The organism is Ideonella sp. FW305-24, from assembly GCF_058788035.1.
Window position 1 is genome coordinate 21,175 of sequence record NZ_JBYTAI010000020.1, and the last position, 12,307, is coordinate 33,481.

The 12,307-nt window shown below is 61.0% G+C and carries 10 protein-coding genes; 7 read left to right on the top strand and 3 right to left on the bottom strand.

From position 1 onward, the window contains the following. Nucleotides 1–32: 32 nt before the first annotated feature. The 3 genes from AC3WR5_RS31295 (at nucleotide 33) to AC3WR5_RS31305 (ending at nucleotide 2,928) form a co-directional block, all read left to right on the top strand. Nucleotides 33–461, top strand: coding sequence for a hypothetical protein (locus tag AC3WR5_RS31295; RefSeq protein ID WP_492489628.1), 429 nt, complete (start codon nucleotides 33–35; stop codon nucleotides 459–461). 4 nt (nucleotides 462–465) lie between these two features. Continuing rightward, a complete protein-coding gene (locus tag AC3WR5_RS31300; protein WP_492489629.1) occupies nucleotides 466–2,001 on the top strand; it encodes a patatin-like phospholipase family protein in 1,536 nt (511 codons plus the stop codon). Nucleotides 2,002–2,148: 147 nt separating this feature from the next. Beyond that, complete coding sequence (locus tag AC3WR5_RS31305; protein WP_492489630.1) at nucleotides 2,149–2,928, top strand: hypothetical protein; 780 nt, start codon at nucleotides 2,149–2,151, stop codon at nucleotides 2,926–2,928. Between the two features lie 156 nt (nucleotides 2,929–3,084). Here the strand turns inward: AC3WR5_RS31305 and AC3WR5_RS31310 are convergent, their stop codons facing one another. The 3 genes from AC3WR5_RS31310 to AC3WR5_RS31320 all read right to left on the bottom strand — a co-directional run bounded on the left by AC3WR5_RS31310 (nucleotide 3,085) and on the right by AC3WR5_RS31320 (nucleotide 7,468). Then, entirely contained in the window at nucleotides 3,085–3,483 is a 399-nt protein-coding gene (locus tag AC3WR5_RS31310) for a hypothetical protein (protein ID WP_492489632.1), read from the bottom strand. Between the two features lie 66 nt (nucleotides 3,484–3,549). Continuing rightward, nucleotides 3,550–6,702 carry a hypothetical protein gene (locus AC3WR5_RS31315; RefSeq protein ID WP_492489633.1) on the bottom strand — a complete coding sequence of 1,051 codons (3,153 nt, stop codon included), beginning with the start codon at nucleotides 6,700–6,702 and terminating at the stop codon, nucleotides 3,550–3,552. 292 nt (nucleotides 6,703–6,994) lie between these two features. Then, on the bottom strand, nucleotides 6,995–7,468 hold the full coding sequence (locus AC3WR5_RS31320; RefSeq protein WP_492489634.1) for a GFA family protein: 474 nt from the start codon (nucleotides 7,466–7,468) through the stop codon (nucleotides 6,995–6,997). Nucleotides 7,469–7,631: 163 nt separating this feature from the next. Here AC3WR5_RS31320 and xylF point away from each other — a divergent pair, with 163 nt between their 5' ends. The 4 genes from xylF (at nucleotide 7,632) to xylB (ending at nucleotide 12,301) form a co-directional block, all read left to right on the top strand. Further along, a complete protein-coding gene (gene xylF / locus AC3WR5_RS31325; protein ID WP_492489636.1) occupies nucleotides 7,632–8,681 on the top strand; it encodes a D-xylose ABC transporter substrate-binding protein in 1,050 nt (349 codons plus the stop codon). Nucleotides 8,682–8,716: 35 nt separating this feature from the next. After that, entirely contained in the window at nucleotides 8,717–9,961 is a 1,245-nt protein-coding gene (locus tag AC3WR5_RS31330; protein ID WP_492489637.1) for a sugar ABC transporter permease, read from the top strand. Next, a complete protein-coding gene (locus tag AC3WR5_RS31335; RefSeq protein WP_492489638.1) occupies nucleotides 9,961–10,770 on the top strand; it encodes an ATP-binding cassette domain-containing protein in 810 nt (269 codons plus the stop codon). Before AC3WR5_RS31330 ends, AC3WR5_RS31335 begins: the two co-directional genes overlap by 1 nt. A gap of 61 nt (nucleotides 10,771–10,831) precedes the next feature. Continuing rightward, nucleotides 10,832–12,301, top strand: a complete 1,470-nt coding sequence (gene xylB, locus AC3WR5_RS31340; protein WP_492489641.1) for a xylulokinase — start codon at nucleotides 10,832–10,834, stop codon at nucleotides 12,299–12,301. Nucleotides 12,302–12,307: the final 6 nt, after the last annotated feature.

Here is a 12,307-nt window from a genome sequence, read left to right on the forward strand (position 1 = left end):
GGATGCAGCACTCTGGTGCCAGGGAGCAGGCCATGTCCATCGAGTACATGCTGGTCATTTGCCCGGACCAATGTCCGGTCCGAGCGGACGGCAACGGCGTCGGCTTCACCAACCACACGCTGCTGCTGCCGTCCGACGAATACACCGTCACGGTCGACACGCAGGGTTGCGTGCCCGAGAGTGTGGACGTGGTGCTCTCCGGCACTTCGCTGATGCGGCCCTGCGTGGTGATCTTCACCCGCGCACCGGCCACGCTTGCGGCACCTTTGCCGGCGCCACTGCCTGTGTCCAAACCAGCCTCTGCGCCAGCTCCTTCGCCCGTCTCGCCGCCCACGCCTGCGCCGGCGGTCGCTGCCAAGTCGGCCCCTGCGCCCACGCCGGCCCCGAAGCCCGCGGCCCCAGCGGTCGCCACGGCCAAGCCCGCCGTCAAGACTGCATCCACCGCACCGAAGAAGGCCTGACGCAATGCTGCGGCCTTCTTCTCATCGCCTCGCCTGGCTGCTCGCGGCTGTGCTCTGCACCGGCTGCGCCAGCACCCGGTTCGAAAACACGCCACTGTCCACCGCCGAGCCCAACCCCGAGCGACGCAGCATCGATGTTTCCGACGCGCAGCGCCCACTGGTACTGGTCGCCATTTCCGGTGGCGGCTCGCGCGCCGCGGCGCTGGGCTGGACGGTGCTGAGCCAGCTGCGAGATCAGACCATCAGCACGGGAGGCGGCGCGCCGCACAGCCTGGCCGACGACGTGGGCGTGGTCTCGTCCGTCTCCGGCGGCAGCGTCACCGCCGCGCACTTCGCGTTGGCCGGCAAGGAGGGCCTGGAAGACTTCCGCAAGGACTTCCTGGTGCCCGACAACATGGAAATCATCGCCGCCGATTTCCTGAACCCGTTTGCCATCCTCGGCCGCTCGTTTGCAGGCGAGTCCCGCACCGATGCGATCCGCGACATGTTCGACCGCGAGCTGTTCCACGGCAAGACCTTCGCCGCCGTCAACCAGCCCGGCAAGCCCTACCTGATCCTGAACGCCACCGAGATGTCCACCGGCGAAGTCTTCGCCTTCACGCCCGGCCGCTTCGACGACATCTGCGCCAGCCTGGACGAGCAGAAACTCTCGGTCGGCGTGGCGGCTTCGTCTGCCGTGCCCATCGCCGTTGCCCCCATCGCGCTGACCAACTTCTCCGGCCCCGGCTGTCCCGCGAAGCCGGCATCCAGCTGGCCCGAAAAGGAAGTCCGCAAGACCTACAGCCCCTTCATCAACCTCGAAGCCTTCAAGCGCGCCCGCTATGCCGTGGACCTGCGCCGCTCCAACGACGCACCCGGCCCCAGCGACCCGCCGGACTTCGCCCAGCGCCGCCGCATCCCCCACGTCTACCTGCTGGACGGCGGCATGGCCGACAACCTGGCGGTGCACGGCCTGATGGAAGTCCTCTCCGCGCCAGACGGCCCGCACCTCATCGCCAACCCGCTGCCCGGCACCATGATGACCCCCGGCAGCCTGCTCGCCGCCATCAACGGCGGCGCCTTGCGCACCGTCGTCGTCATCGTCATCAACGCACGTGCCGAACCGGCCAACGACCTTGCGCTGCAAGCCACGCGCCCCGGCATCATCCCGATGATCAGCGCCGTCACCTCGCAGCCCATCGACTCCGCCACCACCAGCATCGCCAGCCAGATGTCCGTGCTGATGGCCCAGTTCAACGCCGCATCCGGCGGCGCCACCGGCGACCCCAAATTCACCGGCCTGCGCGTCTACCCGGTGATGATCGACTTCGACCAACTCCCCGTTGCCACACCCGAGCAACGCGCCCTGCGCGAGAAGGTCAAGAACGTGCCGACCAGCTGGAAGATCACGGCGGGGAATCTGGAAGCGATCCAGCAGGCGGGCACGGTGCTGCTGCAGCGGCATCCTTGCTACGAGCGGCTGCTGCTGGATTTGTCGGCGCCCGCGTCGTTTGTGGATGCGAACTGGGCGAAGACGGGGTGCCGGTTTCCGAGTGACTGATGGTTGAACTACGACTTTTATCGAGGCGGCTTGCCCAGCCGTAGACTGGCACCGGTCTTTGCCCGCAGCCCTTCAAAACCGCGTCACGCCCGATGGGATTGAACCGGGTCGCTAAGGTCAGTTGACTGAACTTCGGAACGCGCTCAAATGCTTCGCTCCTTGCTTCAACTCAGTGGCGAGATGATCGTTCGCTGGGCGGGCCTAGAAATGGCTTTGACTGGCGGCAATTCGGTCGTCACCGACGACACTGTGACAAGCGGATGGGCCGGCGAGTCACCGGTGCGCTGGGAACATCCAGACATTCCGTATCGGCAATTCTTTAGTCTTGACATCGAAGTGAGCGCTGGGGGTTTCTACAGACTCGTCGCGAATCTTGACTCCGCGGAAGACCGCGAGGCATACAGCCTTCTTCTTTCTGAACTCGATGAAATGCAAAGGCCTTCGCTCCCAGAGGCTGGCAGCATCTTCCGATGGAGAGAGCTAGACGAACTGCCTGTAGGTCAAGTCGCCGTTGAGCTTCTCCGACAGGACGGTCCAAGTGAGATCCTCGAAGCATCTTTGACCATAGACGGCAAGGTGATTCGACTTCTGGCTGCCGAGGTTCATGAGCGCATGGATGGTACGTTTGACGTAGCAGGGCCGGACGAAACCATCCTCTTGCAAGTGGTGGATGGGCAAAGGCCGGCTTTAGACCCAGTCCCGGAGAGGGGCCTTGAGCCGGAAAGCAGCGAATTGCTGGAGGTCGAGCGGTTCAACGCCGCACCCGGTGGCGCCACCGGCGACCCCAACTTCATCGGCCTGCGCGTCTGCCCCGTGATGGTCGACTTCGACCAGCTCCCCGTCGCCACACCCGAGCAGCGCGCCCTGCGCGAAAAGGTCAAAACGTCCCCACCAGTTGGAAGATCACGGCGGGGAATCTGGATGTGATTCAGCAGGCGGGCATGGTGCTGATGCAGCGGAATCCTTGTTACCAGCGGCTGCTACTCGACTTGTCGGCAAATACGGAATTTATGGACAGGAAATGGGCGAAGACAGCATGTGGACACCCATTCCAAAATGGATACGGTCCTCAAATGGATGAGGCTATAAATTCGAAAACATCTTCACATTGCCGGTGCTGACAAGATGCTGAACCGCTTTAATATTTTCCTCTACTGCGCCGCCGTCCGATGTGGCAAACATCGCAACATGCCTCAAGGTCTCCACTAAAGGAAGAAGCATTCGATCCCTGGGGATCGCCCCCAATTCGGCCGCAGTCTCCAAAATATTACTCGGAACAACCGATTCAATTTTACTTGCCCGCCGCAATATTTCGTCTTTCTTCAAGGCTGGAGCCCTAAATCCAAGCTGATTTGACGAAAAGTCAGCCGCCCGCGTATCCGGTAGAAAGCTCAATTCGGAAAGCAGGCGCAGCAATAATCCTTCTTCGGCGGCAATCAACTTCAAAGCAAGCGCAGTTGCGGACTCGGTAGCTGACGTCATGTCTTTGCTCCAACTTGCTAGCGTTGTTTATTATAACGCAATAAGAAGCATAAGTCAATAGCAACTTTAAGTTGTTTTCAGTGTACCCGACTTGCTTTTCGCGAGAGCACGAGACCTGCGAAGCATCGCCACCGCAAAAGTCTCGTCAAAATTGCCGTGACCAGCTTGGTTTATGTCCACAGCCGCCGATAGAGCCTCGGTGCCGCAAACCTGACCCAAAGAGCGATAAGCCTCCATTTGAGCTTCCGTAAAGAATTGATCTGCAGTTGTTTCGTGCGGGAAGGACTTGGATGCTTTCCAATACTGTCTAACTTCAATTGGAATGTTGCCTCTATTGGAGACGATTGGCCGAATATATAGTATCCGACCGAATGGCATTCCATTTCCATAGTCAATGGTAAACCACCTCCAAGACTGCGACGCAGCCGCCATGCTCCTATTTTGTGGCGCCACGGAACGATGTCTGCGGCCGATGTCGGTAGGTGAGGCGCTGACTGCGCCTGATTCAAAAAGGAAATCGGTTCCGTCGTCATTGCGAATGATTATTCCTAAATCTATTCGAGCTCTGCGGATAGCGTTCGCAAGATCAGACTGGTGATCAAGGGGGTCGCATGAACCATCAATTGCAACTATTCGACTACAGCCTCGCCTCAATAATTCATATATCCCCAAATTCTCGAAATGCCCGCCGTCGCTCAAGTGAATCCACCGCATGAATTTTGAATGAATCCCCAGAAGCTCGCCCAAAACCGAAAATCCGGTGCTTGGTGGACTTTCTTGAGTAACAGCTTTTTCATCATTCGGATTGCCTACCCAAAGTCCTAGTCTGGCGTTTAGCAGACCCAGCAAAAAGGCTCGCAACGGATGACCTGTGCGCCCGGCCGTTGGAGATATCGCTGCACCAGATGCCGCCATCGCCGTTCCAAGGCTTAATGCCTTTGCCGTATCACTAGACTTAAAAATATGCTTGGCCGGACTGTATCCAATCCCAGTCGCTGGGCTTCCGCAGTAATGCGGACTAAACGTATACGGCCACTGGCGGATCACACGGCCTGTGACATCTCCCGGGCCGCTGCCGTTCACTGACGCATTTAGCAGGAACATCGGTAAGCGACGAGCGAGCCTCGATTGCAGCCGCCATAATTCCGGATTGTCATCATTATCTATATTCGTAATAGGATCCGATTTTCTTTCAAGGAATTGTGGCAATTCGCTTTCTTTGGCGTCTGGTGGGGCAGATATATTCCTGTTGCCAGAACATCGGCGGGACGCGCCAAGGAAGGTGCGAACTAGGCCCTCTCTATATATCGAATGAAGGGAAAATCGGTTAACGTTAATGGTATATCCCCATACTGACGCGATGATTGCCATGAACGCTATAATTCCCCAGGCCTCAAGCGGGGAGTTGATATTTGAAAATATGGGCGATACTACTGTTATAGATAGCGTGCATAAAAATATCAAGATCAAAAAAAAATGGGCGGCGCTATAGATTCGATAGATATAGATGAGGGCTGATAGCAGCCCTGCGACTACCGCCATCTCCGCCATGGGTAATATTTGCATCGATGTAAATTGTTCGAGTAGTTCGTTACTTGTTAGGGCGATGGACGACACGGCGGTCCATGCGACAGCCCCTGTAAATAGCCACCCTCCCATTTTTGCGAGCCAAGCTTTCTCCGTGTCTTGCATATATCGATGAAGAATTACTCCGTTGGCAAGTTCAGAAGACGCGATAAATAGCGTGAGAACCGCCGGACCAAATGCGGAGATATGTACGACGCTATCGTTATTCCGACCTATCTTGACCAAGAGAAGGGTAAATGCACTGCTAAACAATACACTTGCGAGAGTTGCAATCACCTTCTTCTCAAACGGTGCGTTTAGCTGAGCGAGATTGCCCCGCAAGTCTTTATTATTTTTATTGACCCGCAGGAGGGAGTCTATTATCCGTTGGGCGGATTGTGATGCCAGATATTTGGCTAGAATGGATGAGATGGAATATACCAATAGCCAAAAAACCAGTATTTTATAAAAAATCAGCAATTGATTATCATTACCTGACCTCAGCTTGGCCCAATGTAAAAGAACCGCACCTAGCGTCGACAGTGCTACCGTTGTTAATATGGAGCTTGCGACAACGATGGCAGGCAATCCGACGGATTCACGTTGACCCTTTCCTGGTGAGCGGTAGTACATAGTCAGCCTGCGGATTAACGCTATAAATAGCGCTATAATTATTGCAGCCAACAGTATAATATTATTATTATACTGAAGTTTCACAAGGGATTGCGCTATGGCTAGCAGTCCATGCGGTATTGATAATAAGACAATCAGTGCGGAGCAAAAAAGTAGAAATACCGGGACCCAGTTTGAAGCATATGCTATCAAGAGGCCTGCGGCATCACCTGTAACAGACATGTTGAGGCGCGGGGCCAAATAGGATGAGTATTTTCGGACCCACTTGATGGGGGGGATTTCATGGCCGCTGTTTGTTCGCAATTCTTCTGATACACCCTGAATCCCATCGGTGTGCCGGTACGCCCATGCCATCAGCCAACTTGCGGTATATCCACCGCCAGACACGGAGGATATCCATTGAAAAACCTCTAGAAGGTTTTTCTCCGCTAGCGACTGAAGCACGCCCATGGCGAAACTTGCACTTCTAATCCCGCCGCCGGATATTGAAAGTCCAAAAAAAGATGATTCGTGGCAGACTTTATTTCTTGGTTGATTATCTTTCCAATTTACCCCTCTTAGAACTCGGTGGCGGTGTTGAATGCATAGTGATTGATCTAACTCGTGAGCTATTGATTCAGGTAGTTCTTTGGCTCTGAGTCCAGTAATGAATTGAGCAAAATCTTCATTTGAAGATATTTTGATTGTCGATTTTATTCCTGAGGTTATATCCTTCTGTGAGCGCCAATATTTGATGGTTTTTTTCAATTCCTCTCTTATTGTTTCTGTAACATAAGTCTCACTGCCGGAGTTTAAGTTGTGCTTAATCAGTTTCCTCAGAATATTTCTTTGGTCCCATACCCGGCCGATAATCAAGAATCTAACAAATGAATGCCAATCCTCTTGTGTTCCGACATTTGCCGCCTCTAGAAATAACACGTCGCTCGCGCTAAACGCGCGGCGACCTTCATCCAATATAAATTTATTTCGTTTAAAATATTCCAGCTTGCTTCTTATGAAGTCTCTCGTTCGTATGAGCATGGTTGGCCTGCATGAGCGTTGATGCACGTAGCTATGACACTAGCAGCATTTCCGGCTTATGTTGCGGATGCATTTCCACAACATTGGTGACGAATAGCGGTGCATTTGCGAAGTGTTGGATCTATCTCGCTCAATTGGTGTTTCGCAATCTTCGATTGCTGCCATTGGCATTCGGCGAGGTTGTTGCCATTCGGCGCAGGATTTGAGCGGGTCTGTTCGGCCAGATGTGATCAATCCAGCGTCGATCCCGATGTGGATTGGCGGGGCGGTCTCGAGTGATTGGGGCTGGCTGTCAGGCCTCAACAAACGTCCACGTCTCCGCCCCATCAAACCGCCGCACCCTTACCGCCGCAATCAACGCCGGATCGAAGTTGCCCAGGTTGATGCCTTGGCGGGGGCAGGCGACCGGGTCCAGCGGTTCCCAGTGGGTGACGACGCCGCAGGTGCGGCAGCGGATGTTGCGCAGCGTGCGGTCGCCCCAGATGTATTCGGTGGTGCACTCGGGGTGGCCTTCGATCTTCACCGTGCCCAGCGGGAAGTAGACCCAGGGGCCGCCGCTGCGGCGGCAGAGGGAGCAGTTGCAGGCCGTGGCCACCTCCGGCGTGGAGGGCAGGGTCAAGCGGACTGCGCCGCAGTGGCAAGCGCCTTGGTGCATCGGTCGGGCTCCGTTGAACGAGGGGAGGGCATTGCTCGCAGGACAGCCGAGCCGCGCATGAGGTCCGATTCTGCGAGTCGCCCGCATTGCAGCCAAGCCCAACCCAGGCATGCCCCCGGAAAACCCCCAGCCCGCGCGTCTTGACGCGGTCACGATCCGCAGATATTGTTTGTTCGTCGATCAAACTAAATAAGCGAGCCGATCGGCGCTCCGTTTGCGGAGCTTCGCGAAGACGTGCTGCCGTCGCGCTGACGGTGGTCAAGGAGACAGACAAATGACCCTCAACACTTTTGCGGCGCGGCTGCTGCTGGCTGGCCTGCTGGGCGCTTCGGCGCTGGCGCAGGCCCAGGCGAAGGACTTGGTCGTGGGCGTGTCCTGGTCCAACTTCCAGGAAGAGCGCTGGAAACGCGACGAGAGCGCCATCAAGGCGGCGCTGGAGAAGCTGGGCGCGAAGTACATCAGTGCGGACGCGCAGGGCTCGAACGAGAAGCAACTGGCGGACGTGGAAGGGCTGATCACGCGCGGTGCCAACGCGCTGATCGTGCTGGCCTATGACGCAGACGCGGTGCTGCCCGCAGTGCGCAAGGCCAAGGACGAGCACATCCCCGTGCTGGCCTACGACCGGCTGATCCAGGACACCGGCGTGCTCTACCTGACCTTCGACAACGTCGAGGTCGGCCGCATGCAGGCGCGCGAGGTGTTGAAGGCCAAGCCGGCCGGCAACTACGTGTTCATCAAGGGCTCGCCCACCGATCCGAACGCCGACTTCCTGCACGCTGGCCAGCTGGAGGTGCTGAAGGCGGCCATCGCTGGCGGGAAGATCAAGGTCGTCGGCGAGCAGTACACCGAAGGCTGGTCGCCCGAGATCGCGCAGAAGAACATGGACCAGATCCTCACGCGCAACAGCAACAAGGTGGACGCGGTGGTCGCCTCGAACGACGGCACGGCCGGCGGCGCGGTTGCCGCGCTGAAGTCGCAGAACCTGCGTGGCATCCCGGTGTCTGGCCAGGACGCGGACATCGCCGCGCTGAACCGCGTGGCCCGTGGCGAGCAGACGGTCACCGTGTTCAAGGACACGCGCACCCTGGGCGAAGCCGCGGCCCGCTTCGCAGTGGCGATGGCCAAAGGCACGGCACCGGCTGCCGTGCAGGGCGCTGCGATCTGGAGCGGCGGCACCAAGAAGCTGGCCATTCCGTCGGTCTTCCTGAAGCCGGTGGCCATCACCACCGACAACCTGGACTACGTGGTCTCGGCCGGCTGGGCGACCAAGGCACAGGTCTGCGGCGGCGTGGACGCTTCCAGCGGCCCCAAGGCTTGCCGCTGAACGGCTGAGCGAAGTCCAGCAAGACGCACCCCACCATGACCACGCTGAGCCGCCCACCGGCGCCCACCCTGCGGCCCTCGCTGCAGGGCTTTTTCCAGAAGACCGGCTTCGACCCGCGCTTCACCTCGATGCTGCTGGTGCTGCTGGCCGTCTGGGTGGGCCTGGCGCTGATGACCGAAGGCACCTTCCTGTCGCCACGCAACCTGTACAACCTGTCGATCCAGACCTGCGTCACCGGCGTGATGGCCTGCGGCATGGTGTTCCTGATCGTGGCCCGGCAGATCGACCTTTCGGTCGGCTCGCTGCTGGCTTTCAGCGGCATGCTGATCGCCTACAGCCAGGTGCGGCTGTTCCCGCCGGAGGCCGGCTGGGGCTGGCCGCTCAGCATCGTCGCCGGCCTGGCCGGCGGGCTGCTGGTGGGCGCGTTCCAGGGCTGGTGGGTGGCTTACCGCCAGGTGCCGGCGTTTGTCGTCACGCTGGCGGGCTACCTGATGTACCGCGGCGCCGCCTTCCTGGTGGCAGACGGGCAGACGCTGGCCCCGCTGGCGCCTGACTACCAGTTGCTGGGCGGCGGCCTCTCGGGCGCCATTGGCCCGCTGTGGAGCAGCTTGCTGGGCCTGCTGGCCTGCGTGTTCGTGGTCTGGCAGCGGGTGCAGGTGCGGCGCAGCCGCACGGCTTACGGCGCCGATCAACTGGCGCTGTGGGCCGACGGCCTGCGCGTGCTGCTGCAGTGCGGCGCCATCATCGGCTTCGTGTGGGTGATGAACAGCTACACCGCGTTCAACGCGCAGCAGGAGCGGGTGGGCAAGGGCATTGCGGTGCCGGTGCTGATCCTGATCGCGGTGGTGCTGGCGATGAGCTTCGTTGCCACGCGCACCCGCTTCGGCCGCTATGTGTTCGCGATGGGCGGCAACCCGGATGCTGCGCTGCTCTCCGGCATTCCCACGCTGCGCGTGATGCTCACGCTGTTCATGCTGATGGGCGCGCTGGCGGCGCTGGCGGCGGTCATCACCACGGCGCGGCTGAATGCCGGCGCCAATTCCATCGGCCAGATGGCCGAGCTGTACGTGATCGCTGCCGCGGTGATCGGCGGCACTTCGCTGGCCGGCGGCGTGGGCTCCATTGCCGGTTCGGTGGTGGGCGCGCTGCTGATCCAGAGCCTGGACAACGGCATGGTGCTGATGGACGTGTCCAGCGCCAAGCGGCAGATCTGCATCGGCCTGGTGCTGATCGGTGCGGTGTGGTTTGACGTGGTCTACAACCGCAGGAGCAGCCGGTGATGCGCGATAACTTTTCCGGGCTGCCGCGGCTGGTCGAGGTCGACCGCGTCAGCAAACACTTTGGCGGGGTGATGGCCGTCGACGACGTCAGCTGCGACCTGCGGCCGGGCGAAGTCGTCGGCCTGCTGGGGCACAACGGCGCCGGCAAATCCACCCTCATCAAGATGCTCTCGGGCGTGTACGCGCCAGACAGCGGCGAGTTCCGCGTCGAAGGCAAGCCGGTGGCCTTCGCCAGCCCGCGGGACGCCCGCGCCGCCGGCATCGAGACCATCCACCAGACCCTGGCGCTGGCCGACAACCTGGACGCCGCCGCCAACCTCTTCCTCGGCCGCGAGCTGATGACGCGCTGGGGCACGCTGGACACGCCGCGCATGGAGCACGAGGCGCGGCAGATCATCGCCAAGCTGAACCCGCATTTCACGCAGCTGCACCGGCCGGTGAAAGCCATGAGCGGCGGCCAGCGCCAGACGGTGGCGATCGCCCGCGCGCTGTATTTCAACGCCCGCATCCTGATCATGGACGAGCCCTGCGCCGCCCTCGGTCCGGCCGAGACCCGCATGGTGATCGACACCATCCACCGCCTGAAAGCGCAAGGCATCGGGATCTTCCTGATCAGCCACGACATGCCGGATGTGTTCGAGGTCTGCGACCGCGTGACGGTGATGAAAAACGGCCGCGTCGTCGGCACCGAGGCGGTGGCCGATGTCACGCAAGACGAGGTGCTGGGCATGATCATCGGCGGCCGCCAGCCGGCGCACCGCACCGCGCGCAACCCCGATCTGCAACCGGTTTTGGCGACTGGAACCTGAGTCCCACGACTTCGTTACCCCGTGCCTGTGGCCTGAAACAGGCACCTTAAGAAAGCCCTCGATGTTCATTGGCATGGACCTCGGCACGTCCGAGTTGAAGCTGCTGCTTTTGGATGAGCGCCACCAGGTGCTCGCCACCGCCAGCGAGCCGCTGCAGGTCTCGCGCCCGCAGCCGCTGTGGTCCGAGCAGGCGCCGGGCGACTGGTGGACCGCGACCGACGCAGCCATGGCGCGCCTGGCCGCCGCCCAGCCCGAGGCCATGCGCCGCGTGCGCGCCATCGGCCTGTCCGGCCAGATGCACGGCGCCGTGGTGCTGGACGCCAACGACATGGTGCTGCGCCCGGCCATCCTGTGGAACGACGGCCGCAGCGGTGCCGAGTGCGAATGGCTGATGCAGACGCTGCCGCAGCTGCCGGCCATTGCCGGCAACCTGGCGATGCCGGGCTTCACGGCGCCCAAGCTGGTCTGGCTCTCGCGCCACGAGCCGGCGTTGTTCGAGCGCATTGCCAGCGTGCTGTTGCCCAAGGACTGGCTGCGGCTGCAGCTCACCGGCGACAAGGTCAGCGACATGTCCGACGCGGCCGGCACGCTGTGGCTGGACGTGGCGCGGCGGGATTGGTCGGACGAGCTGCTGGCGGCCTGCGGCCTGAGCCGCAGCCACATGCCGCGGCTGGTCGAGGGCAGCGAGGTCAGCGGCCGGCTGCGGCCTTCGCTGGCACAACGCTGGGGCCTGCCGGCGGACGTGCTGGTGGCCGGCGGCGGAGGCGATAACGCGGCCAGCGCGGTCGGCATTGGCGCGGTCAAGCCAGGGCAGGGCTTCCTGTCGCTGGGCACCTCGGGTGTGCTGTTCGTCTGCAATGACCGCTTCCGGCCCAATCCGTCTTCCGCTGTGCACGCCTTCTGCCACGCGCTGCCGGGCCGCTGGCACCAGATGAGCGTGATGCTGTCGGCCGCGAGCTGCCTGGCCTGGGCCGCAAAGCTCACCGGCCAGCCGGACGTGGCCACGCTGCTGGCCCAGGCCGCCACCTTGACCGAAGCCGAGAAAGCCGCAGCGCCGCTGTTCCTGCCTTATCTCTCCGGCGAACGCACGCCGCACAACAACCCGCACGCCAGCGGCTCGCTGACAGGGCTCACTCATGAGCACGGCCCGGCCCACATCGCCCACGCGGTGATGGAAGGCGTGGCGTTTGGGCTGCGGGACGGCTGGCGCGCGCTGGCCGCGGCGGGCACCGAGGTGGGTGAGCTGTCGCTCGTGGGCGGCGGCGCCCGCAGTGCGCTGTGGGCGCAGATGCTGGCCTCCACGCTGGACCTGCCGCTGGTCGGCCATGCCGGCAGCGAGGCCGGTGGCGCACTGGGCGCGGCGCGGCTGGGCTGGCTGGCCGCGGGCGGGGAAGAGACGCAGGTCTGCATTGCGCCGCCCGTGGCCCAGCGTTGGTTGCCGGACCCGGCAGAGCGTGAACGCCTGCTGGCCCGCTACGCGCGCTTCACCTCGTTGTACCCGGCGCTGCATGCCGCAGTGCTGGCGCACTGAACCGTC